Source organism: Rubritalea squalenifaciens DSM 18772, from assembly GCF_900141815.1.
GTDB lineage: Bacteria > Verrucomicrobiota > Verrucomicrobiia > Verrucomicrobiales > Akkermansiaceae > Rubritalea > Rubritalea squalenifaciens.
This window is the reverse complement of record NZ_FQYR01000003.1, coordinates 278,342-302,898: the sequence shown is the minus strand read 5'-3', so window position 1 is coordinate 302,898 and position 24,557 is coordinate 278,342. Positions and strand designations below refer to the sequence as shown.

Here is a 24,557-nt window from a genome sequence, read left to right as displayed (position 1 = left end):
CTTTTATGAGACAGCAAGTAAACTTCAAACTTGAAAGTTCACTTGCTGTCTCCAAAGTCCGCCTTGTGGACAAGCTCACCGAAATCATGAACTACAAGAGGCAGGAAATCGAATCCGTCCTGCCACGCCTCCAGAAACTCAAAGCAGCTGCTCTTGAGCGCAATGATTTTCGTGGTTTCCGCTCCGCTCTCGACCGCGGCCCTGACCAGCTCGGCATCATTGCCGAAGTAAAGAAAGCCTCCCCCTCCGCAGGCATCATCGACCCCAATTTTGACCCTGTGCGTCAGGCCCGCATGTACATCGATGGAGGCGCCTCCTGCATGTCCATCCTGACCGATGAAAAATACTTCCAGGGTCACCTTTCCTATCTTTCCCGTATTACCAAGGAATCCCCGATTCCGCTTCTCCGCAAAGACTTCACCGTCCACGAAGTCCAGATCTACGAAGCCGTCGTCGCCGGAGCAGACGCCATCCTTCTCATCGTAGCAGGTCTTAACGACGAAGAGCTCAAGCGCCTCTACGGTACCGCCCGCGACTTCCAGCTCGACGTCCTCGTCGAGGTTCACAACCTGCAGGAAATGGAACGCGCCCTCGATCTGGATAAGGTCGACCTCGTCGGCATCAACAACCGCAACCTCAAGACCTTCACCACCGACCTCGGCATCACCGAACAACTCGTGGATGAAGTCCCGGATGATGTCCTCCTCGTTTCCGAGTCCGGTATCAAGTCTCCGGCCGACGCCCAGCGCGTGCTCAACGCCGGCGCCAATGCCATCCTCGTCGGCGAATCCCTGATGCGCGACAACTCCCCATCAGAGACCATCCCGCATTACTTGGAACTCGTCGCGTCTCCCAATGATCCTGAGATAATCGAGGCATAAATTGAGAGATGACGAGGCTTGGTTCCGCACTGCTGTTTTCTTGTATAGCTCTGCTATCAACAAGCTCGGCCTTTTCTCAAGAAAAGCGTCAGCCTCTCACCGTCCAAATCAAGCTTCCCCCCGCTGAATTGATCACCGAGAACAACGATTTCTCTGGCTACCTGGAGACAGTCAAGATCCCGGACATCAACCACCGCCTCAACAAGCGCGATGCCGCTACACTCATTGGTCTCATCATCCAGATCCACCGGCAACTTGAGCAGCACCCGAAACTGAAATCCACCATCAAGAAGGACTGCGACATTCTCAAAACCCTCGCCAGCAATTTCCATGATCTGAACATTCTCATCCAGATCACCGAGGGCCAATCCATTGAGGTCAGCTCCGCGTCAAAGCTCTTGGAACCTTACTTTGCGGGTGCCAAAGAGTACCCGGCACACATCAAGTGAAGAACGGAATGCACACAGGCGCAAAAATCAGTATAAAATCTGGTGAATCTGTGGCAAAAGGCTCCCGCCGATTATGAGCGATCGGCTCCCCAGAGCCGCATTACCCCACTTCACGAATACCAAATAACGAATAACGAACTTGAGTTTCCCAGACACATTTTCAGACGCCCTCGCCCACAAATCACCGCTCCTGCAGAAGTTTGAGCGACTGATCGCCCCCGCCAGCAATGAGCAACTCGAGGCCATGGCCGCCGAATCCCAGCGCATCACCCGCAGGCATTTCGGCAAGACGATGCGTCTCTTCGCGCCACTCTATGTTTCCAACGAGTGCGTCAACAACTGTACCTACTGCGGCTTCTCTCGGGACAATCCCATTCTCCGCACCACGCTCACCGTGGAGCAGGTAGTCACCGAGGCCAAGCACCTGCACTCTCTCGGCTTCCGAAACATTCTCCTCGTCGCGGGCGAGCACCCGAAATTTGTATCCGATGGCTACCTGCAGGAATGTATCGACGCCATCAAATCTTTCATCCCCACCGTCGCCATCGAGGTCGGCCCGATGGAAGACCACCAGTACAAGGAAATCGTAGACCACGGCGGCGAAGGTCTCATCGTGTACCAAGAGACCTATGTGAAGGACGTCTACACCAAGCTTCACACTGCCGGCCCGAAGAAAAAATTCGAATGGCGCATGGCCTGCCCTGAGCGCGCCTACGCGGGTGGCTTCCGCCGCATAGGCATCGGAGCCCTCTTTGGTCTCGCTCCATGGAAAGAAGAAGCCATGGCTCTCGCCGCGCACCTTGAGTACCTTTACAAGCATTGCTGGAAGGCATCTTTCTCTGTCGCCTTCCCACGCATGCGCCCCTATGCAGGCAACTACCAGTACACGCCGAATCCAGATCTGTTCCTCGATGACCGCACCCTCGTACAGCTCATCGCCGCCTTCCGCATCTGCTTCCCACAGGTAGGCATCGTTCTCAGCACCCGCGAACCAGCCCAGCTGAGAAATTCTCTCATCCAGCTCGGCGTCACCCACATGTCTGCCGGTGCCCGTACCGAGCCGGGTGGTTACACGGGCGCAGGGCACGATGACCTTCACCTGACCGTCAAAGGCCGCCGCGTTGAACTGGAGGAATCCTCCCCTTGTCAGCGCGCCACAGAGCAATTCAAAATCAGTGATGAACGTGGCCCTGCAGAGGTGGCCGCCGCACTCCAGGCTCAGGGCTACGAACCCGTCTGGAAAGACTGGGATGAATCCATTCTCGCTAACACTTAAACTATCTACCTGAACCATGAGTATCACCCTCAACGGCAAACCGCATTCACTGGATAGCGCCTCCACCATCAGCGAGCTCCTCAAGTCCCTCGGTCTGGAAGGCAAACCCGTTGTCGTAGAGCACAACCACACCGCTCTATTCCCGCGTGACTACGACAGCACGCAGCTGGCAGACAACGATCAGGTGGAAATCATCACCATTGCTGCAGGCGGCTAAACACCTGACCTTTTCCTACCCCAACCAATCTCTCTAGCAAACCGCATGAACATTCGACGAATCGCCGCAGAAGCCCTGGAACAATGGGAAGACGGCCACACCTATGCTGAAACCCTCGTCCAGCACGCCGCCGAGGATCACGGACTCAGCCCGGAGGACCGCAACCTCCTCAATGCACTGGTCATTGGCTGCATCCGCCACAAGCGTTTGTTAGATCATTGGATTGGAAAGCTTCGCGACGGCTCACTGGATATCCAGACCCGTTGTCATCTCCGTGTCGGAGTACTCCAGCTTCTCATCATGAAGCTGCCAGACCACGCAGCGGTAAACGAAACAGTCAACTCCGCCCGCAAAGGCATCCGTGGCCTCATCAATGCCATCCTGCGCAATGTCATCCGTCAGCGTGATTCCCTTCTCGCTGAGATTGAAACCCTCCCTCCTGCGATCCGCTACTCACACCCTGATTGGCTGGTTGAAAAATGGACTCAAGAATTCGGCGAAGCGGACACGCTCAAGCTGCTAGAGTGGAACCAGCAACCATCCCAGACCATTTTCCGCACTAATGCCCTCAAGCCGGAGGCTGAAGAAATCGTTTCTATCTCCAGCAAAGCCAAGCCACTGGAGGGACACCCGAGCTTCTACACTTCTCAAGGCCTTCCCCCGCGCGACTGGATCAATGAAGGCTTCATCTACATTCAGGACCCAGCCACCATGCACGCCGTCGAGCTCCTCGCACCTCAGGCTGGTGAAACCGTCCTCGATGCCTGCGCCGCCCCTGGAGGCAAGTCCACCCAGATCGCCGCAGCCATGAAAAACCAAGGCTCCCTGCTCTGCACCGACTCCAATGAGCGCCGCCTTCCTCGCCTTTTTGGAAATCTCACCCGAGCTGGAATCGACATCGCCACCACTGAGGCCCACGACTGGTCCAAACCTGCACCGGCCAAATGGCACCAGCACTTCGACGCCATCCTCCTGGACGTTCCTTGCTCCAACACGGGAGTATTGCGTAAACGCATCGATGCCCGCTGGCGCATCAAGCCGGAGAACATCGAGTCCCTCATTCCCCTCCAGACCAGTATTCTGGAAAACGCCCTCGCCTGCCTCAAGCCCGGCGGAAGACTCGTTTACTCCACCTGCTCCATCGACTCCGAGGAAAACACCAAGCTCATTCAAAGCTTCCTCAACAATCACCCCGAGCTCTCTCTCAGCAAAGAGGAAGTCATCACTCCTCAGGCACAAGGCACTGACGGCGCGTATGCTGCACTCATACAGCTCAAGTGATTTACCTTCATTGTTTACTTGCTGACTGAGATTTCAGCCACTAGGTAATGTCTCGTGAAGTTGATTGCTCTCAAATCTACCAGGCTATTCCGTTTTTCAATTTTATCCTGTGTCCTTGCATCCAGCACCTCTAATCTGTTTGCTGATCAATGGACATTTTCCGGGTATGTGTCGCCAGAATTTTCCTCGACTCACAAACCTACATCATACCTCCCGATTAAAAAGGTCGCAGTAAGCGGTAATGGACGTTACTTAGCACAACTGGAAAATGGAGAGTTCGTATCATGGGGCACTACTAACAACACAGGCCTTAATGCACTACCGCCAAGCTTAGTGAATCCAAGATGCTTCGCTCTAGGCTCAAGCCTGGCAGTAGCACAACTACAGTCAGGTGATATCGTTGCTTGGGGAGACTCCGCTGTGAATTTCAATGCTCCACCCACGCCGCCACTACTCTCCAAGCTGATCGTAGACGACACAAGTACAGTGGCCCTCAGTGAGAATGGACAGATTCTTGAATGGGATTACCTAGGAAACCCATCTGCAACCATTCCCACATTTACCAACTCAGTCACAGATTTCAGCGCGGCCAGCGGATACAGGCTCGCACTACTTAGCGACAAGACTGTGGTCGGCTGGAAAGCTGACACAGGAGAGCTACTTGATCTCCCGGTAAACTTAACGAACATTTGCCAAGTTCTCACCACGGGTATCGATCATTTTTTCCTCCATGAAGATGGCACCCTAACACATCTTGCGACGAATACCGGTTCGAGCGCGGTTTCAGATCCCCCTTCGGATTTAAGTGATATTGAAGCTATTTCCATCAGTAATGGTCTAGCTCTGGCCATTAAGAATGATGGATCGGTTGTCGCTTGGGGCGGCAAATATATAGAAGAGCTGAATGATCTGACCAATGTAGCCCATGCCACCACCTATGGTTCTACCGCCTTTATCCAGTTCAATGATGGAAGTTATTCGTTTTATGGCTTCGGAGTCCCCCCAGTCATACTCAACAGATCACTCTGGGCATGTAATGCTGGTAGTCATAACGCCTCCATTCAATATGGTGGCAAACTCAGATCAAACCTCACTGCTCTAGCCGATCAGCATACGATCCCAACTAATATTCCTTCACCAAAAGCTGTAGCAGCCTCAAGGTATGCCACGCATGTCATCAATGCTGATGGAACACTGTCGAGTTTTGGCAGTTATTATGGAGGAGACAATAGTCTTCCTCCCAATATTTCGGACGCTATCAAGCTAAAGGCTAAATGGGACAATGTCATCGCCGTACGAGAAAATGGAGAGCTCGCATTGTGGCCACAAAACCGATTTATCAGAACTCTGCCTGCTGATCTCAAACCTTGTAAAGATGTAGCTCTTGGCGGCTATAGAGGCTATGCTATTCACACTGATGGCACCCTTACTCATATAGGTTGGCTATCATCAGGTGATAGGCCTCCTGCAGGCCTGACTGATGTCAAAAAGGTCGCTTGTACCTGGTACGAACAAATAGCTATCAAGAATGATAATACTGTAGTGACTTGGGGTAATGCTGGAACCAGTTCCTCTACAACAGCAGTTTTACCCGATGGGTTAGGTGAATGTATCGATGCAGTGGGTACAGGCTTTCTATTTTTCGCCATTCGGTCAGATAACACCCTCGTAAGATGGTACGCCAGTGGCACGACCAGAACATTGACTACATTTGCAGGAACTCAGAATTTCGTAGAGGTTGATGCCTGCACTGGCGCCGATTTAGCGATAGCTAGACGACTTGACGGCACGGTTGTCTCTATTATTGGAGATACTCTCATAGAGCACCCTGAGATCACCAACGCTGTTCAGGTAGCAGCTGGAGGGGAGCATGTCACCGTGGTGGAAGAAGATGGAACTACCCATACTTGGGGAGGTTTGTTTGATCCAATCAATGCTGCACCTGAGAACTCTGTTCACTCAGCAGCCATCAGCCGCAAGCATGGATTAGCCATTGGCGAGGATCAATCACTCTCCGCATGGGGTCGCGATAACTATGATATAGCGACCATCCCCAATGATGTTGATGGAGCAATCTCTGTAGCAGTAGGCGATGACGTCAGTCTGGTCGTCAAACCAGATCAAACTTTGAGAGTCTGGGGCGATCCGGCCAACCCTATCGTTTCAAATATTCCTGAATCAATTGGGCCTGTTACCTCAGTCTCTTCCAGCAGCTCTCATGCTGCTGCCCTGCTGACAGATAAATCAGTGATCGCATGGGGGGAGAACAGCTCAGGCCAGAACGACGTACCTCTAGACCTCCCCCCCATCAAAGAAATTGCATGTGGCGCGTCCCACACCCTGGCTCTCTCAGAAGATGGTTTTGTCTATGCCTGGGGAAATAATACGTATGGCCAATCTGATATACCATCAGGCCTCACTAATGTGATCAGCATTGCGGCAGGTCAATATCACTCTGTAGCGCTCAAGGGTGATGGCTCAATAATTACCTGGGGTGACACCAGAAACGGGCAACACCATCTCCACCAGATGAGTATACCAGTAACCTCTATTGCCAGTAATGCCTTCTCAAACTCAACCTTCTACCAATTCGGCCCATCAGGTCAGCAGACTTATGACAACCTGACCACCGATATGTTAGCGGCAGGTCTTAGCGGAGACGATCTAGAGATCACCTCCGTTCCCTTTGTTGATGGAATATCCAACTTACTCAAGTGGTCGTCAAACATGGATCTCTCATCATATGCGAATCACACGCTAGAGCCAAACGCTGGTACCAGTGGCTTACCTCATTTCAGCACCGTGGAGACAGAAGCAGGTATGGTATTCCGTCTCGAGTTCCTCAGGCGCAAGAATTCCAGTCTCATCTATAACCCGGAATTTTCCAGTAACCTGCAATCCTATCAGGCAATGACTGGCACTACCATGGTTGATAGTATTGATGGCACCTGGGAAAAGGTAACGATAGAGAAAGCGATCGACCCAAATGGTTCAGGCACAGGCTTTGGTAGGGTACGCATTACCTTGCCATAAGCGGGATGTTTTAGGTCAATTTCTGTCCATCTCGCTTCTCAATGCATCATCGGGGCTTTTTCGCGTTGACTCTCGCTATTGATAATGAGACCTAGTCTCAACAGCGAGATTAAGGAGTGAACTTCCAATGACTCGCGTCCCTACGTGAGATGAAAGAGGAAGAGTCAACCAGTGAACAAAGCCAGCAAGTACGCCGGAAGAAAAACCGCCGCAAAGCCTTCTGGACGAAACAATTTTATCTTTGGCACTGGGTTAGCAGTGCTATTTGCCTAGCAGCGATGCTGCTCTTTGCGGTGACAGGGATCACTCTGAATCATGCCGCAGACATCAAGGTCGAGCCGAAGGTCACCGAGAAAACCTTGCAAGTACCGAGTGAATTACGGTCTACAGTATCCCTGAAAGGTGAGGATGATTTCAAAGCTCCCCTGCCTGATGATCTGGCCAAATGGCTGACCAAAGAGCTCGGAACCCCACTCAAAAAGAAAGAAGCCGAGTGGAGTGAGTATGAGATCTATCTGAGTCTCCCCCGTCCCGGAGGAGATGCCTGGCTTTTAATCGATCGCGAAACCCATGAAGTCACTTACGAGCTGACAGATCGCGGCACTCTCTCATTTTTGAACGATTTACATAAAGGGAGACACACTGGTGCAGCCTGGTCGTGGTTCCTGGATATCTTTTCCGCTGCCTGCGTCATTTTCTGCCTCACTGGTCTGGGTCTGCTTTTTGTCCACGCCAAACGCCGACCGACTACCTGGCCGGTCGTGATCGCCGGCATTCTTATCCCCCTCATTCTTATTCTCTTCTTTATCCATTAGATACCTATGAATCCAAAACTCTTGCTCTTAGCTCCAGGCATAGCGGCCACCGCTCAAGCCGCTGAAATCCAGGTAAACGTAGAAATTCCACGCCTCAATGTAGCGGAATACCATCGCCCCTATGTCGCGGCTTGGATTGAGTCCCCAGATCGCAAGCCCACACTTAATTTAGCGGTCTGGTACGACACAGAGATGAAGGAAGGCCGTGGCGAGAAATGGCTCAAAGACCTGCGCCAATGGTGGCGCAAAGTGGGCCGTAGCTCAGAGATGCCCATGGATGGCGTAAGTAGTCCGACTAAGCCCGCTGGAAAACATGACATCTCTACTAGCTCCGAAAACCTTCCCCCTCTCGCAGAGGGTGAATACACGCTGGTGGTTGAAGCCGCGCGCGAAGTCGGAGGCCGTGAGCTTGTAAAAATTCCATTCAAGTGGGACGGCAAGACAGCTGTTAGCATCTCTGGCAAAGGCAATTCTGAACTTGGAGAAGTCACGCTCAATATCACCACAACCACAGTCTCAAAAGAAACATCTAACGAACCGAAATCATGAAATCCATTATTCGACACACCATCCCCATAGCCCTTCTGTTAGCCTCAGCTACACAGCCAGCCCTAGCACACCGCGCTTGGATCCTACCCTCCACCACGGTTCTCTCAGGTGACACACCTTGGGTTACCTTCGATGCCGCTGTCTCCAACAACCTCTTCTTCCCCAATCACCGGGCTACCAGTTTGGATTCCATTGAGGCCATCGCCCCAGATGGCAAGAAGGTAGAAATCCAGAATGGGTCCGAAGGCAAATTCCGCTCTACCTTTGACTTGGAACTCGCTCAAGAAGGCACCTACCGCATCGCAGCCACACGAGGCGGCTTTGGAGCGTTCTGGAAAGAAGGCGAGGAACGCAAGCGCTGGCGCGGTACTCCTGAAGAATTTCAAAAGGCTGGGCTACAGAACAAAGATGGCATTCGAGTATCCGAAAGTTTCTCCCGAGTAGAAACATTTGTGACTAGCGGCCAACCGAGCAAGACTGCACTGAAGCCAACGGGCAAAGGACTCGAAATCGTTTTTACCACCACGCATCCCAACGATCTTTTTTCCGGCGAAGAGACCACCTTCACCCTGCACCTCAACGGCAAACCAGCCGCTAACGTAGAAGTCGCTATCATCAAAGGTAATGACCGCTTCCGAAACGATGCAGGTGAAACAAGCGTGAAGACCAATGAAAAAGGTGAATTCTCAATTACCTGGAAAGAGGCTGGTCGCTACTGGCTTGAAACATCTGTGAGCGAAGAAGGCGGAGAGATTGAGGGAGTCCCATTTAGCAAGCGCGCTTCATACGCTGCTACTTTTGAGGTTCTGCCTGAGTAGGCTTGCCCCCCCTTAAGGGCAGGCAGTGAGACCTGCCCTTAATCAGAACTCATTGTAAAAACCCTTAAGTGGTAACTCTTACATAACCTTTGGTAACTTACCACGTTAAGCACAGCATTAATCGCCTACATAGAAGGTTAGAGATCAGCAGGCCTGAACTTTAGATCGACAATTTACATGGAGCGCAGAGTTCTCATACCACACGACATTCTTCCTTCTGCCCTACAAACGGCGGGATCAGGACTTCCCGTGAGTACCTTCTCTGGAGAAACCATGGGAACTTATTGGAATGCCCATGTCCTTATCCCACGAGAAATTTCTGAGCAAGAATGCCAGCACGCTATTACGAAAGCATTCCAGGAGATCATCGATCAAATGAATCACTGGGATAGCAGCTCGGAGCTTTCACGCTTCAACTCCTCACCCGCTGGCACTTGGCACCATCTTTCTAATGAATTTTATGAGGTTCTGAGGCAAGCCATCGAAATCTCGCAGCTCACCCATGGCGCCTTCGATCCCACTGTGGGCAAGCTGGTCAATATGTATGGCTTTGGTCCTCAGACACCTCTCCCCCATCCTCCATCAGCACAAGAAGTCAGCACCGCAAGGAACCTGACTGGGTGGAAGCAACTGAAGTATGGAGAGAGAGAGCACCAGATTTTTCAGGCTGGTGGCGTCACTCTGGACCTATCTTCCATCGCCAAGGGCTATGCGGTGGACCACGCCGTTAGAGCGCTCAAAGCCCTGGGAGTCCATAGCTGCCTGGTTGAAATTGGCGGGGAGTTCCGAGGTGAAGGTTGCAAAGCTGATGGCAAACCGTGGTGGGTGAGCCTGGAACAGACCAAATCCGAGAACTCACCAGCCGAAATCACAGCAGCGCTCTGTGGACTCTCACTGGCGACTTCTGGAGTTTCCATCAAACAGCGCACGCTTGATGGCAAGCTGTACACCCACCTCGTGGATCCACACACCAGTCAGACCATTACTGACGAAATAGTCAGCGTGTCCGTACTCGCCCCCAACTGTATGGAAGCGGATGCTTGGGCTACCGCCTTGTTCGTTTTGGGCTTGGAGGATGGACTCAAAATGGCCGAGCAATACAAACTTATGGCCTACTTTTGCTCTCTGGATGACTCCTGCATAGTGGAGCATTACACAGAAGAATTTGCAGCTCTTCTGGACTAATTTCTTTAGACTGCCAAATATCTGCGCGAATAACGCTTGATGCAGCTTGCTTCCCACTCTAAAACCGCGCATCAACATCGCGGCAAAATCCCCGCATCCATTCTTTATCACACTACATCGCTAAGATCATGATCGAAAACATGCGTAAATACACCGGCCTCATGGCCGTGACTCTGATCCTGCTAGCAGCAGGCCTCGTGCTCACCATGCAGCCAGGCGGCGGCGGTGGTAGAGGCTTCAGTGATGAATTCATCTCTGTCAATGGCGAGTCCATCGCCCAGAAAGATTTCAAAAAGCAAGGCCCTGGTGCCCTCAGAATTCTGCAATCTTCAGGATCCAGCATGATGGAGTATCCTCTGTCCCTGGGTATCAGCTACTACGAGCTCGCCACCAACAGAGTCTCCGACAAGGCTCTCGTCAACTTCGTGGCAAACCGCCTGCTCGTTAAGAAGGCCGCCGCAGATCTGGGTATCTACCCATCCACTGAAGCAGCTGAGAAATTCATCCAGGAAACTATCTTCAGAAACCGTGACGGCGAATACGACGCTGCTGCCTACGCTCAATACATCGAGAACATTGGTAACCAGGGCTTCGACGAAAAAGACTTCAAAGCACTCGTCGCAGAGTACCTTGTCTTTGTAAAGACCCGCGACCTCATCGGCGGCGGTCTCGTAGCTCCTCGAGAAATGACTCTCAAGCTCGACGAAGCTCAGAAGCAAAAAGTAGATCTCCTTACCGTCGTCTTTGAAGCCGACAAATTCAAAGAAGCCATCAAGCCTACTGAAGAAGAGGTCAAAAAATACTGGAACGACCGCAAGCAGAAGTACCTCACTGACCGTGAGCTGAAAGTTTCCTACGTCCTCGCGCAAGCTTCACAAGCAGGCAAGCCAGTCATGCCTCCTATCGCCCCAGGCACTGAGCCTGCGGTAGCCAGCAAGATGAGACTGGATCATCAGATGGCTGTAGACACATACAACGAGGCTCGAGCCCTCCAAGTCGATGAGATGAAGAAAAAGTACGCCACCTTCATCGAGTTCTCCGAAGACACTGATTACAAGGAGTTCGAAGAGCCAGCCAAGACCAGCGGCTTTGAAGTGGTAACCACAGAGTTTTTCACACTCAAGAATGCTCCTGCGGAGCTCAAAAACCTGAATGCAGCTCGCCTTGGGGCTCTGCCTAGCGCCCTCTTCGAGCATAAGTTTGGTGACGATCTTGCCTACAGAATTGAAAGCTTCCAGCTCACACCAGATGGCTACATTGCCGTCCGCCTAGACGACGAGAAGAAGCCAGAACCAAAAACCTTCGAAGCAGCCAAAGAAGAAGCCACCAAAGACCTCATTGCTGAGCGTGCCGCTGAAGCCATGAAGAAGGAGGCCGAGTCTGCCCACAAGACTCTTAGCGAATTGGTTAAATCTGGTAAGACATTCGAGGAAGCTGCCAAGGAAAAAGGTTACACTGTGGTTCCTGTAGGTCCATTCGGTGCCCAAGACCAGCCAGCACAAGCCAAGTCAGCTCAGGACCTCTTCCGAGTAGCCATGGTCACCACTCCTGGTGAGGTCGCTGAAGAGCTCTCTTCTACAGAAAATTCCTCCACAGTCGTCTTCGTCAAGGATCGCACCATTGAGGCTGCGCCTAATGCTGCCGCTCTTGAGGCTGAAACACTGAGTAACAGTGCTAATCAGCTCAAGTACATGACCTTCCAGTCCTGGTTCGGCAATCTTCGCCGCAACGCAGACATGAAGCTCCCTAAGACGGAATAAGTAGACACAAGATGCGCTGGTAAGCCAGCCGAAGACTTGCTACAATCCGTTAACTTTCTCAGCCCGCCCAACAGCGGGCTTTCTTCTGAATACAGGTTATGAGTGAAATCAGCCAAGAAATCCAAGATATCTTTGACGACGCCAACGGCAGCCTTGCCATCGGAGAACTCGAGGAAGCCATTGTGGGCTACCGTAAATGTGTCGAGCTAGACCCGAATTATTTTGACGGCTGGCAGGCTCTTGGCATGGCACTCATGAAGACCAACCAGCTCAAGGAAGCTATCGGCTGTGGGCTTCAAGCCACCATCCTGAAACCTAACGATCAACTCGCCTGGACTGCACTCTCCCAGATGTATGTGCAGGATGGCCAGATCGCCGAAGCTGAGCACGCTAAACAGAACGCCACCATCCTCGGACTCGGTGGCAAAGTCGACAAATCTCAATAATCTACCAGCTACTAGCAGCACGCTACATTGCTACCATGAAATACTACATCACCACCGCGATTGATTACACGAATGGCTCCCCGCACATCGGGCACGCCTACGAGAAGGTATTGGCAGACATCATTACCCGCTACCGCCGCCTCAGAGGAGACGAGGCATTTTTCCTCACAGGTGTGGATCAGCACGGTCAAAAAGTGCAGCAGACTGCCGAAGCCGAAGGGGTACACCCTGCCACCTACGTCCGCCGCACGACCAAGAAATTCGTAAAAGCCTGGGAAGCCCTTCAGGTAGAATATGATGACTTTGCAGAAACCACTGCCGAAGCTCACAAGAAGTGCGTTCAAGAAATCCTGCAGAAACTCTTCGATGAAGGCAAGATCTACAAGAAAGCCTACAAAGGCCACTACTCGATCCGCCAGGAGCAATTCCTCACTGACAAGGAGCGTAATGAAGACGGTGAGTTTGGCGAGGAATGGGGCGAAGTCGTAGAGCTGGAGGAAGAGAACTACTACTTCCGCCTCTCCGATTACGTGGACTGGCTGCGTGAGTTCGTTTCCAACAGCGAAGACTTTGTCATTCCAGCCTTCCGCAAGGCTGACGTGCTGAATGCCGTCGAGCGCGCGGTCGATACAGACCTCTGCATCTCCCGCCCGAAAGAGCGCCTGCAGTGGGGCATCGAGTTCCCGTTCGATACCAACTTCGTGACCTACGTATGGTTCGACGCTCTCATCAACTACATTTCATTCGCTGGCTATAATAAGCCTGAAGGCTCTGAGCTACCAGACTTCAAGGATCTCTGGCCAGCACAGATCCACATCATTGGTAAGGACATCCTTGTCCCCTCCCACTCCATCTACTGGCCATGCATGCTCAAGGCCATGGGCTTTGCTGATGAAGAAATGCCTCGCCTCCTGGTCCACGGTTGGTGGAACATCAAAGGTGGCAAAATGTCCAAGTCACTCGGAAACGTGGTCGACCCAGTTGAACTCACTGAGAGAGTCGGTGTAGACGCCGTACGCTATTACCTCGCACGTGACATCCATACTGGCCGTGACAGTGATTTTGATCCTGACCGTCTCGTCATGCTTTTCAACACCGAGCTCGCGAACAACCTGGGCAACCTCTGCAACCGCGGCCTCAATATGACCAAGCGCTACCTCGGCGGCGAATGTAAGGAAAGCAGCTACGACGACGATCTATCCAAAGAACTCCGTGAAGCATCTTCCAAGACCATCGCAGACTACAAGGAAGCCATGGACCGCTTCTGTATTTCTGAGGCCCTAGAGCACACCATCAAGTTCATCACGCTTGCCAATGTCTATGCCGAGAAGCAAAAGCCATGGGAACTCGCCAAGGACGAAGCGAATCTCGAGCAAGTCACTGCCGTGCTGAACCACATGGTAGAAGTCGTGGCTATTGCCGCCGTGCTTCTCCGTCCAGTCATTCCACATGCTAGCGAGCGCATTATTGCCCAGCTGCAGGCGGACCACCTGAACAGCATCAGTCTTGAGGACCTCGCTTGGGGACTCATCCCTGTTGGTCACACGGTCGCCAAGCCAAAGCCTGTCTTCCCGCGCATCACTCTGGAAGAACCTGAGCCTAGTGCCTAATCACTCACCCTTCGAACTACACAAAACGAGACACATGAATTTCCTGGAAGCCGCCGAACAAGCAGCCCGCCAAGCAGGTGCCCTGCTCAGAGAAAACTTCGAGACCACCATCGAGGTGGACGAAGCTCTCCATCACGACCTCAAGATCGCCCTCGACAAAGAGTCACAGGATCTGATCACCCGCATCCTGCTCGACTCTTTCCCGGATCACGCGATCTATGGCGAGGAAGGTCTTGCCGGTAATCAGGACTCTGACTACCAGTGGATTGTCGACCCCATCGACGGCACCGTCAATTTCTACTACGGAATCCCTCACTACTGTGTCTCCATCGCACTACGTCACAAGGAAGATCTCATCCTGGGAGTGATCTATGATCCATCCATGGACGAGCTGTGGACTGTGGAAAAAGGCGGCAAACCGTATCTCAATGGTCGGGAGATCTCAATTTCTCCTCGCACCAAGCTTGAGGAGTCCATCCTCTTTGTCGGCTGTGGCAAAACCGAGGAAGCATTGGAGACAGGCCTTGAGCGCTTCAAGCGTGCTTCTCTCAGAGCCCGCAAAATGCGCATGATGGGTTCTGCCGCTCTCGGCATGGCCTACATCGCCTGTGGTCGTCTCGACGCCTATGTGGAATCCCGCATCTCCCTCTGGGACATCGCAGCAGGCCAGCTCCTGCTGGAAGCTGCGGGCGGCACTACACAACTCAGTCCTAAGGAAGGCGAGTCCGATGTCTGGTCCATCGTGGCCAGCAATGGCAAAATACCTATCGACGAGATACTCTGATCAAGATCCTGCATGAGGGAACTCAGCACATGGCCCTGCCTAGCTTTAGCCAGTCTCACTCTGAGTCTGGCCAGCTGCTCATGGAGAATCACTTCAGTAGACCCCTCCAAGATACAAACCCTCTACCATGAGGTCGATGAGCACGCGACTGTCGTCCCAGCCAAGTATGGCCGTGAGTACACCCTCAATGGCAACATGGTGGCTCGCTATCAGGATTTTGACCTCGCACTGGTAAAAACCGTCCATGTCCCCAAAGAGCTGGCAACTCGTAAACTCACTGCGGGTTCTCACTATTTCTATGAGATCCGCAATCATGAGGGATTCCTACTGGCCACCTTCCAGATTAGCCCGGAGACCAAGGAAGAAAACAGCACGGTGAAGATAAACCGTTACGAGTACCACTTTGCCCCAGGTCACACGCCTGGTTCTGTCATCATCTTCTTGCCATATGACCAAATGGCTGCACATTCTGCCCAATTCCCAGACAAGCAACTTACACACATCTAAGACACCATGTTGAATTCACCTATCGGCAGACTCCGCATCATCAGTATTCTCGAGGCTCTCTCCTTCATTTACCTACTCTTTTGCTCCATCTATCTGAAGCGAATGATGGGTGATGATTCCGCCATCCGCGTCCCAGGCATGATCCACGGGGTTCTTTTTTGCGTCTATTGTATGGCCCTTTACCAAGCCATGGAAAAAGCGGGCTGGACCATCAAAACAGCCTTCCTGATCTTCCTCACTTCCCTCGTCCCCATCGTTCCATTCTTTATCGAAGGATGGCTGAAAAAAGAGGATCACCGCGCTTGTCCACGCCCGGAATAATCTCCATAGTGCGATTTATCATCCTATGTCCGATACTCCACAAGCTGACCAACGCTTCACCGACTTCATTTTCCTCCAAGCTCAGAATGCTGGCCTCTTCCTTGGCCAGCTACCTAACCCTGCTACGGGTGAGCGCTCCGTGAACCTCAAAGCCGCCAAGACGGTTCTTGATTCCTTGGAAATGCTTCACGAAAAGACCCAAGGAAATCTTACCGAGCAGGAAAACCAGTTACTAGACAAGGCGCTGGTCAACATCCGTTCACTCTACGCCACAGCCGAAAACCTTGGCTAACCTGACTTTCACCAATACCGAATATTAGTACTATGGAACAACCATTCTTCATCCTTGGCCCTTGCGGACTCGAAAACGAACAGTTCGCCTGGGACATGGCTCGCTCCATCAAGGAAATCGCAGACCGTCTCGACATCAAGTGGTACTTCAAAGCCTCCTACGACAAGGCGAACCGCACATCTGGCGACGCATTCCGCGGCCCAGGCGTCAAAGAAGGTACCCGCATTCTCGGAGAGATCTCCAAAGAACTTGGAGTTCCTGTCACCACAGACATTCACAACCCGGCTGAAGCTGAAATTGCCGCTGAAAACATCGACCTCCTTCAGGTTCCTGCTTTCCTCTGCCGTCAAACAGACCTCATCGAAGCCTGCGCTAAGACTGGCCGTTCGGTAAACGTGAAGAAAGGCCAGTTCCTCGCTCCTTGGGACACCGTCAATATCGGCAACAAACTCCGCTCCTTCGGCTGCGAAGATTTCTACATCACCGAACGCGGTACCACCTTCGGCTACAACAACCTCGTGGCAGACATGCGCTCCCTCTACTGGATGAGAGAAGAAGGCCTGCGTGTGATCTTTGATGCCACTCACTCCGTACAACGCCCAGGCGGCCTCGGCGGCGCTACAGGTGGCGATGGTGTGCTTGCACCAGTGCTCGCAAAGGCAGCAGTGGCGACAGGCGTCAACGGGGTCTTCATGGAAACTCACTCCAACCCGGCTGAGGCACTTTCCGACGGACCAAACCAGATTCCACTCTCGGATATCGAGGAAGTTCTCAAGCGTCTCATTGCCGTCCACGAAGCCGCACATTGCTAAGATTTGGCTGTGCAAAAAATGTAGTCCATCGTGCTAGAAACAACTAGCATCAGTACCAACACTTGGTACAGTACCCCATAGATTCAAAATGCGTAAGTTTCTCATCATTCCTGCATCCCTGTACCTTCTGCTGCCCTGCTACGCTGAAGAGGATGTTGAGAAAGAAGAAGAAACCACAGATGCACTTCCCGCGCTCAAGATACTACCTCAAGGCAGTATCTTGAGTAACGTGCGCGTGCCCCGCTACACGGCTGACTACAAGCCGGCTTCCCTCCTTCACGCCGAGCAACTCAAAGTACTCTCCGATCACGCCGTAGCTGGCTCCAACGTGGACATTACCATCTTTGATGATGATGGCTCCATACGGGCCAATACCCTCCTGAAGTCTGTCACCTATGATCAGCAGACTGGCATTATTCAATCTGGAGACAATTTGACCCTCTCTGGAGAAAACCTAGATGCTGCCTGTCAAGGCGTTGTGTTGAACTGGGAAAAACGCAAAGGTTTTTTACTAGGAAATACCCAGACATTGTTATACATTAACAAGGCTAAACAAATGACTTCATCCACTAAGGAGCAGAGCTCACCTAAAACCACCAAAACTTCTAAAATGGCTGCCGCCAGTGTCGCCCTGGCAGCCTCTACCTTCCCAGCTCCACTTACGGCAAATCAGCTTGAACAAATCGATGTCCTGGCGCGCCCAGCGACTGAACACATCCAACAAGCCGATGAGAAAGCCAATTCCATCATCAGCAGCTCTCAGGAATCATCTAGAACGGTTGATTCCGCAATGGCTGAATTCCAGCAGGAAGTCGGCGAAAAGGCACTCTTGGTCCAAAACACTGAGAAGCCCGCAGACATCCAGCCCAAAGAGGAGACTGAGTTCGTCACAGTCAAGTCAGACAATGGCATGTACTTCGACGCCGAGGCTGGCCACATCGTCTACTCCAAGGACATCGTGGTTACCCACCCTCAGTACACACTCACCTGTTCTGACGAGCTAAAAATCATCCTGAAGAAAGCTCCAGCCGACAAACAAACTGGCGATAAACCAACAAACAAGGATCCCAAAACTGAAGACAAGTCTGGCCCATTGGACCTCAACCCCGGCTCTTCATTTGACGGTGTGGAGCAGGCAATCGCTACAGGCAATGTCGTGGTGAAAGGCAAGGACTCTGACGGCAAGCCAGTCACAGCCAAAGCAGCTACAGCAGTGTACAAGGGCGATGGTACGATCATCCTGAAAGGCGGATCACCCACTATCACTCAAGGCAGTAACATGGGTAAAGTCACAGACAAAGACGGCTACATCATCATCTATCCAAACATGAGCATCCGTTTCCACGGCAGCCATGAACTGAAAGCCAACGTCAAAGATTTACAGAACAATCCAGAGAAACCATAGGCACTCCCAAACCAATGCCGAACACACTCTCTAAAGAACAGTCAACTAAAGCGGGTCAAGACACCCCATCACGCCACAAGGACATCCAATTCCTTCTTGGTGCCCAAGGCCTCAGGAAGGTCTACAGCGGCCGTCCAGTGGTAGATGGCGTAAGCATGACCGTCGGCCAAGGCGAAATCGTTGGACTGCTGGGTCCAAACGGAGCCGGCAAGACAACCAGCTTCTACATGATCGCTGGACTGGTTCCCCCTAACTCTGGAGTCGTGACCTTCGACGGTAAGGACATCACCTCCCTGCCTATGCACAAGCGCGCCAAATTAGGCATGGGCTACCTGCCTCAGGAGGAATCCATTTTCCGCAAACTTACCGTGCAGGAAAACCTGCTCGCAGTGCTCGAAACTCGGAAAGATCTCAACAAGAAAGAGCGTATAGAAAAAACGGAGCAACTCATGGAGAGATTCCGTATTACCAAGCTGCGCAAGTCCCAGGCGCTAACACTTTCTGGCGGTGAGAAAAGACGTCTCACCATCGCCCGCTGCCTTTGCTCAAACCCCAAGCTTTTGATGCTGGATGAGCCCTTCGCTGGAGTCGATCCAAAAGCCGTCGAAGCCATCCACCGCATTGTACGTGAATTGCGTGACCAGGACGGCCTCTCCATCCTTATCACTGACCACCACGTACGTGAAACCCTTAAAATCGTGGACCACGCCTATGTCATGGATGATGGTAAAGTCATCCTAGAAGGTACTGCTGAAGAAATCGCAAATGATCCCCTTGCGAAAAAGCATTATCTGGGCGAGGATTTCACACTCTAACACTCTATCGGACTTTTCTAACCCAAACCCAAAACGAAAGGAAAAACAAAGATGCAAACAGCAAATGCTGACCCAAAGGTAACTATCGTCGTTCGTAACGAAACCATCACAGATTCTATCCGTGACTTCGTGACGAAAAAAATCGGCAGTCTGCATCTAGACTACCCGCGAATAATTGAGGCTCGAGCCGTTCTTGATGTGCAGAAAAACAGGCACATCGCGGAAATCATCCTCTTCTGCGCGAACCACATCACGATCGATGCTTCTACAGAAGGACCGGACATGTACGCCGCCATCGATGAGACAATCTCTAAGATTGCTCGCCGCATGCGTAAGCACAAGACCCGCCTCCTCAAGAAAAAGCATCCAAAACCAGAGCAAACCATCAAGCATCTAGATGAGAAGATCTTCGGCATGAACATTCTGGATACCTTCCCTGAAGAATCTCAGGAAGATCCAGAGCCAATGATCATCCATCGCGAGAGTGTCAAACTCAAGACTCTCACCAAGGAAGATGCCATCATGGAGCTTGAGCTCTCTGACCGTCCGTTCCTCGTCTACACGAACGAGAGACGTGGCGTACTTCAGATCGTCTACAGACGTAGCGATGGTGACTATGCTGTGATCGAACCTTAAGCGTTAGACCAGAATATCTCCCAAAAGACCAAAGCCGCATTGGAGTCCAATGCGGCTTTTCTCTGTCCAGGAAACATCAGTAAGTTCTGAATTTTTCATGGATGTGACAATTCCTCCCCGAAGGCCGCGTTGACTATTTCTGTTGTTGGCATTTTTTGTGCTACGTAAGCATGTGGGAGATAGTCGTTTGCTGAAACTAGGCAAACTCCTAAGCTCCTTCATCTAGTCACGAAAACCACCTAGAAAAATGGCCAAAAAAGCAGCAAAGAAAACCGCCAAAAAAACAGCTTCGAAAAAAGTAGCCAAGAAAGCTGCTACCAAGACAGCTAAAAAAGCAGCCGCTAAGAAGACAACCGCCAAGAAGGCTGCAAAGAAAACAAGCACTTCCAGCAAGGCTCTGGCACCAAGCAGTGAAGCTATTCAAGAAGCAGCGTACTACATCTACTTGGAACGCCTCAGCAATGGCATCCCAGGAAACGATAAGTCAGACTGGATCGCTGCCGAAAGAAGTCTCGGCGCATAAGCCAACCTCTTTTTCTTTTACCTAACCTATTCAGTCTGCATGCCTCAGGGCATGCAGGCTTTTTTTGTTTTGGATTACCCCGCCTAGCAAGCTTATGTTGGCAGCATGCTATCCAAAAAGGTCATTTTCGAAGGCAGAGTCCAAGGAGTCGGTTTCCGATACGCCACTAAACAGCTAGCCCTGGGCTTCGATGTCATCGGCACGGTAAAAAATCTTCCGGAAGGCACTGTGGAATTAATCATTCAAGGCGAAGATGACGAGGTTTTGGAGTTTATCGACGAGCTGGTCGATGAATCCTCCGTAGCCCACCACATCAAGAAGCATACCATTGAGGACATCCCGGAACTTGAGAGCGTCAAAGGCTTCTCCATTGCCTCATGAGAGAGCCTCGGGTCTGATTCCTTGGGCCTCTAACATAGAAGTAAGTATCTTCTCACTCACCTTCTGCTGACCGGCCAACTGTGGGGCGTAGAGAGAGAGCCTGTATTGCTCGATCGCCATCCCTAGTTCGATGATCGCTGGCTCATCCCCTCTCTCTTTCCATTGATCATGCCACGGCAACCAGTACTTGAGCACCCGATCCATTTTCTCCAGATCTCGCATTAATGACTGAGACTTCAGCTTGCCTATGCGGTCAAGCATACCAGCGAAGAATCGATCATAAGCTGGCACACCTAACCAGCCCGTCTGCGCCATGAATCCATCGCGCAAAAGCCAACGAACCTCTTCCTGCATGTCTTCCACAATCTCAGAGAGATGTTGGTCAGAGCGATTATCTTCCAAGAAATGCTCAACCTTACGATAGTTCGCAATCATCTGGTCCAGCTTTCCACAGAGCTCTCCAGCCATGTGGTAGAGATCCCCCCTTCCTTGATCCGCTACCTTTTCAAAACTAGCCTGATTCCGAGGTATCTTGACCACAAATACCCCTTCCACAATCGCTCTCAGAATATCTGCCTGATTGACACCTTTACCTCCTAGTAAAGGCATATACATTTTAGCCTCCATGCTCAGCGGCATGTTCTTGCTGACATATTTTGCCTGATCCGCATGCCTCATGAGGAAGAGCCTCACACATCCAGCCAGATGACTTCGGGCCGCTTCACGCTCATCAGCGCATACTTTCACACCAACCCCATCTCCCTCATCCACCAAGGCCGGATAAGCCCTGCCCCTGGCAGTCTCAATGAACTCCGGCAAGTCACCGCAGCCCCAGCTCTTCAAGCCATGCATTTCCCACTCAGCCCCAGTCTCTTCTTCAAAGCGCTCCACCATCATCTCGGCAAGCTGATCCTTGAGCTTTAGCACCTCAGTCCCCATCGCAAGCTCGTTCCCCTCATCGTCACAGACCCACACCTTCATGACCATCTCCTCGGGTAAACGAGATTTCTTGAACATCCTCGCGTCTATCGCCATCCCTGATCTCCTGGAAAGAAAGGCGGCAAACTCTGCATAGAAGGATCTCTGCGGCTCACGTTCTTGCCAGAGCTCTGCAAACTCCTGCGCAGCCTCAGCGGCAGGATTACACGCCACCCGCTCGGACTTGGGAAGTGACTTCAGCATGAGAAATGCACGCTCCTCCAGCTGACCAGGCACTCCCCATTCGGGTAACCACTCAGGCATCAGACCTAACTGATCCACATGAACACCAAGCGTTACCCCGTCATCCACCTCACCAGGGGCGACACGATAGTAGAGAGTATACTCATCACCTGCATAAGTCAGGGTATCAGGGAAGTACTTAGCCCCCAGGGCCTCCAAGTCCTCGTAGACGAAATCCTGCACCGAGCACTCTAGCTTACTTGCATGTTTACTTTCCCACCGGTGATAAGCCTTTGCCGTACAGAGATCACTCGGGAGTCTCTCCTCAAGAAAGGTAATCACACTCTCTTCACTCCAAATGCCATCGATTCGCCTCAGTTTTTGCTCAAGCTCACGCACCTCTTCACGGTAGAGATCGACTTGCTTCAGCACATCAGGCTTACGCTTCATCCCCCCACCGAGAAGCCCCTCACGAATAAACACTTCGCGCGCAGCTTGAGGATCAATTTTTCCAAAATGCACATTGCGCCCGTCCACCACCTTCAGCCCACCACACAAGACGGTCTCCTTGGCATAGACCGCTCCCTGCTTTTTATTCCAAGCAGCACTATGATATCTGCTACGACAAAGATGCCCTGCCACTTCCTCCACCCAGGCAGGATCCAGCCTCGCCACCCGTCTAGCCCAGAGACGAGTCGTATCCACCATGTCGTAGGCTAACAACCAGGTGGGCTTCTTTTGGCCAAAAACTCCCGAGCCTGGGAAAATGGCAAACTCCTTGCCACCCACTCCCTTGTAAGCCCGGGACTCACGGTCATAGATACCGATCTGCTTAGGCATTCCGGCCAACAGAGACTTATGAATGGCATCGGCATCCGCCCACTGAAGAGTACTCTCGTCCAAGGGGGAAGCATGCCACTTAAATGTCTGCCGACATAGCACCGCCAGCTCATGGTAAAGATTATCCCACTCCTGAACTCGCTTAAAATTCACATAGCGCTGTCTGCAGAACTTACGCAGCTGGTTACCTCGCCACTTGCGACCATTTTTAAACTGCATGAGGTCGCGCCAGAGGTTGAGAATGGAAAGGAAATCTGAGCTCTCATCATCCCATTTCTTATGGGATTCATCAGCCTCCTTCTGTTTGTCCGCCGGCCGCTCTTTTGGATCCATGACACTCAGACCACTCACGATTACCAGCATCTCAGAGAAACAGTGCCTCTTCACCGATTCCAACAGCATACGCCCGAGCCTAGGCTCTACTGGCAACCTCGAAAGCTGCTCACCCACCTTGGTAAGTTCATCCACTTCATCAAGAGCGCCGATCTCCCTAAGGGTTCTATATCCCTCGCTGATGTGCTTACTAGACGGTGGATCCAGGAAAGGAAAATCCTCGATAGACGGAAGTCCCAGAGCCTTCATCCTAAGAATCACACCCGCAAGTGATGAACGGCGGATCTCTGGATCTGAAAATTCCTGGCGCCCTTCAAAGTCCTCCTCGTCATACAAGCGCACGCAGATACCCTCACAAATACGGCCACACCTCCCCTTTCTCTGGTTGGCACTGGCCTGAGAAGTTTTCTCAATCTGCAACCTCTGGACCTGGCGCCCCGGACTCCAGCGGCTCACACGGGCTACTCCCGTATCCACCACGTAGATGATTCCCGGAATCGTGAGAGAAGTCTCCGCCACATTAGTCGCCAGAATCACACGTCTGACTCCCCCCTGGGGGTTGAAAACCTTTTGCTGATCATTCAGCCCTAGACGCGCAAACAAGGGCAAAATCTCCGTGCCTGCCCAGTTTCGTCCAATCAAGACGTCCGCACACTCACGAATCTCCCTCTCACCCGGTAAAAACACGAGGATATCACCGCTACGGTCTGTCCGACTGATCACATCGACAGCCCGCGCCACATGACGCGCCATATCCTCATCGCGGCTCTGTGGCAGGTACTCCACCTCCACAGGAAAGGTGCGCCCCTCGACCTGAACAATAGGAGCTCCATCAAAAAACTCAGAAAAGCCACCAGCATCCAGTGTAGCCGAGGAAATCAAGATCTTCAGATCCTTTCTCCTGGCCAAAAGATTTTTCAGATACCCTAGCAGGAAATCAATATTGAGGCTGCGCTCATGCGCCTCATCAATGATGAGAACACTGTACTGCTTTAGATCTATATCCCCCTGAGTCTCTGCCAGAAGAATACCGTCGGTCATGAACTTGATCCGTGTATCGCGTGAAGTCTTGTCTTGGAACCTGACTTGGTAACCAACATCCCGTCCCAGATCTACCTTGAGTTCCTCTGAAACCCGGTTTGACACACTGGCCGCCGCCAACCTGCGTGGCTGGGTACATCCAACCTTTCCCTTCAACTTATGTTTACGGGAAAACTCATAAGCCATTTTAGGAAGCTGGGTCGTTTTTCCTGAACCAGTATCCCCTACAACCACCACAACCTGATGGCCTTCCAAGGCTGATAGTATCTCTCCCCTCAGACGGCTAACTGGAAGCTCTGGATAGCTAACTTCTAGCGTTGTATCTTTCATCAATGCATCAATTTTCACGAATACGCAATATAACTTTGCGGCGTGAAAGCTCTAGG

At 51.9% G+C, this 24,557-nt stretch carries 24 protein-coding genes; 23 read left to right on the top strand and 1 reads right to left on the bottom strand.

What is annotated here, in order from left to right; all coding sequences use genetic code 11:
- Positions 1-5 precede the first annotated feature (5 nt).
- The 23 genes from trpC to BUB27_RS06605 all read left to right on the top strand — a co-directional run bounded on the left by trpC (position 6) and on the right by BUB27_RS06605 (position 20,796).
- The gene (trpC, locus tag BUB27_RS06715) at positions 6-881 is read left to right on the top strand and encodes an indole-3-glycerol phosphate synthase TrpC (RefSeq protein ID WP_234991695.1); all 876 of its coding nucleotides are present in this window, start codon (positions 6-8) and stop codon (positions 879-881) included.
- Positions 882-889: 8 nt separating this feature from the next.
- Positions 890-1,330, top strand: a complete 441-nt coding sequence (locus tag BUB27_RS06710) for a hypothetical protein (protein ID WP_143158797.1) — start codon at positions 890-892, stop codon at positions 1,328-1,330.
- 139 nt (positions 1,331-1,469) lie between these two features.
- Positions 1,470-2,606, top strand: a complete 1,137-nt coding sequence (thiH, locus tag BUB27_RS06705; protein ID WP_143158796.1) for a 2-iminoacetate synthase ThiH — start codon at positions 1,470-1,472, stop codon at positions 2,604-2,606.
- Positions 2,607-2,622: 16 nt separating this feature from the next.
- Positions 2,623-2,823, top strand: a complete 201-nt coding sequence (gene thiS, locus BUB27_RS06700; protein ID WP_143158795.1) for a sulfur carrier protein ThiS — start codon at positions 2,623-2,625, stop codon at positions 2,821-2,823.
- Between the two features lie 45 nt (positions 2,824-2,868).
- Entirely contained in the window at positions 2,869-4,104 is a 1,236-nt protein-coding gene (gene rsmB / locus BUB27_RS06695) for a 16S rRNA (cytosine(967)-C(5))-methyltransferase RsmB (protein WP_143158794.1), read from the top strand.
- Between the two features lie 333 nt (positions 4,105-4,437).
- Positions 4,438-7,137: an RCC1 domain-containing protein gene (locus BUB27_RS06690; protein WP_159434841.1), complete on the top strand. Its 2,700-nt coding sequence runs from the start codon at positions 4,438-4,440 to the stop codon at positions 7,135-7,137.
- Between the two features lie 149 nt (positions 7,138-7,286).
- Positions 7,287-7,952, top strand: coding sequence for a PepSY-associated TM helix domain-containing protein (locus BUB27_RS06685; RefSeq protein WP_143158792.1), 666 nt, complete (start codon positions 7,287-7,289; stop codon positions 7,950-7,952).
- Positions 7,953-7,958: 6 nt separating this feature from the next.
- Positions 7,959-8,501 carry a DUF2271 domain-containing protein gene (locus tag BUB27_RS06680; protein WP_143158791.1) on the top strand — a complete coding sequence of 181 codons (543 nt, stop codon included), beginning with the start codon at positions 7,959-7,961 and terminating at the stop codon, positions 8,499-8,501.
- Positions 8,498-9,319 (top strand): DUF4198 domain-containing protein, encoded by an 822-nt coding sequence (locus BUB27_RS06675; RefSeq protein WP_143158790.1) that lies wholly within the window; start codon positions 8,498-8,500, stop codon positions 9,317-9,319. The genes BUB27_RS06680 and BUB27_RS06675 overlap by 4 nt, the downstream gene beginning before the upstream one ends.
- A 177-nt stretch (positions 9,320-9,496) precedes the next feature.
- A complete protein-coding gene (locus BUB27_RS06670; RefSeq protein ID WP_143158789.1) occupies positions 9,497-10,504 on the top strand; it encodes an FAD:protein FMN transferase in 1,008 nt (335 codons plus the stop codon).
- Positions 10,505-10,644: 140 nt separating this feature from the next.
- Positions 10,645-12,264 (top strand): SurA N-terminal domain-containing protein, encoded by a 1,620-nt coding sequence (locus tag BUB27_RS06665; protein ID WP_159434840.1) that lies wholly within the window; start codon positions 10,645-10,647, stop codon positions 12,262-12,264.
- Between the two features lie 98 nt (positions 12,265-12,362).
- Positions 12,363-12,710 carry a tetratricopeptide repeat protein gene (locus tag BUB27_RS06660; RefSeq protein WP_234991694.1) on the top strand — a complete coding sequence of 116 codons (348 nt, stop codon included), beginning with the start codon at positions 12,363-12,365 and terminating at the stop codon, positions 12,708-12,710.
- A gap of 35 nt (positions 12,711-12,745) precedes the next feature.
- Positions 12,746-14,320 carry a class I tRNA ligase family protein gene (locus tag BUB27_RS06655; protein WP_143158787.1) on the top strand — a complete coding sequence of 525 codons (1,575 nt, stop codon included), beginning with the start codon at positions 12,746-12,748 and terminating at the stop codon, positions 14,318-14,320.
- Between the two features lie 34 nt (positions 14,321-14,354).
- Positions 14,355-15,104, top strand: a complete 750-nt coding sequence (locus BUB27_RS06650; protein ID WP_143158786.1) for an inositol monophosphatase family protein — start codon at positions 14,355-14,357, stop codon at positions 15,102-15,104.
- A gap of 12 nt (positions 15,105-15,116) precedes the next feature.
- Positions 15,117-15,611, top strand: coding sequence for a hypothetical protein (locus BUB27_RS06645; RefSeq protein ID WP_143158785.1), 495 nt, complete (start codon positions 15,117-15,119; stop codon positions 15,609-15,611).
- Positions 15,612-15,617: 6 nt separating this feature from the next.
- A complete protein-coding gene (locus BUB27_RS06640; protein ID WP_143158784.1) occupies positions 15,618-15,932 on the top strand; it encodes a DUF3817 domain-containing protein in 315 nt (104 codons plus the stop codon).
- 25 nt (positions 15,933-15,957) lie between these two features.
- Complete coding sequence (locus BUB27_RS06635; protein ID WP_143158783.1) at positions 15,958-16,224, top strand: DUF1844 domain-containing protein; 267 nt, start codon at positions 15,958-15,960, stop codon at positions 16,222-16,224.
- 32 nt (positions 16,225-16,256) lie between these two features.
- Positions 16,257-17,036 (top strand): 3-deoxy-8-phosphooctulonate synthase, encoded by a 780-nt coding sequence (kdsA, locus tag BUB27_RS06630; protein WP_143158782.1) that lies wholly within the window; start codon positions 16,257-16,259, stop codon positions 17,034-17,036.
- 88 nt (positions 17,037-17,124) lie between these two features.
- Entirely contained in the window at positions 17,125-18,441 is a 1,317-nt protein-coding gene (locus BUB27_RS06625; protein WP_143158781.1) for a hypothetical protein, read from the top strand.
- Positions 18,442-18,455: 14 nt separating this feature from the next.
- On the top strand, positions 18,456-19,256 hold the full coding sequence (lptB, locus tag BUB27_RS06620) for an LPS export ABC transporter ATP-binding protein (protein ID WP_143158780.1): 801 nt from the start codon (positions 18,456-18,458) through the stop codon (positions 19,254-19,256).
- Between the two features lie 51 nt (positions 19,257-19,307).
- On the top strand, positions 19,308-19,892 hold the full coding sequence (hpf, locus tag BUB27_RS06615; RefSeq protein WP_143158779.1) for a ribosome hibernation-promoting factor, HPF/YfiA family: 585 nt from the start codon (positions 19,308-19,310) through the stop codon (positions 19,890-19,892).
- A gap of 247 nt (positions 19,893-20,139) precedes the next feature.
- The gene (locus tag BUB27_RS06610; protein WP_143158778.1) at positions 20,140-20,415 is read left to right on the top strand and encodes a DUF2934 domain-containing protein; all 276 of its coding nucleotides are present in this window, start codon (positions 20,140-20,142) and stop codon (positions 20,413-20,415) included.
- 105 nt (positions 20,416-20,520) lie between these two features.
- On the top strand, positions 20,521-20,796 hold the full coding sequence (locus BUB27_RS06605) for an acylphosphatase (RefSeq protein WP_143158777.1): 276 nt from the start codon (positions 20,521-20,523) through the stop codon (positions 20,794-20,796).
- Here BUB27_RS06605 and hrpA read toward each other — a convergent pair.
- The gene (gene hrpA / locus BUB27_RS06600; RefSeq protein ID WP_143158776.1) at positions 20,791-24,501 is read right to left on the bottom strand and encodes an ATP-dependent RNA helicase HrpA; all 3,711 of its coding nucleotides are present in this window, start codon (positions 24,499-24,501) and stop codon (positions 20,791-20,793) included. The genes BUB27_RS06605 and hrpA overlap by 6 nt on opposite strands.
- Positions 24,502-24,557 lie beyond the last annotated feature (56 nt).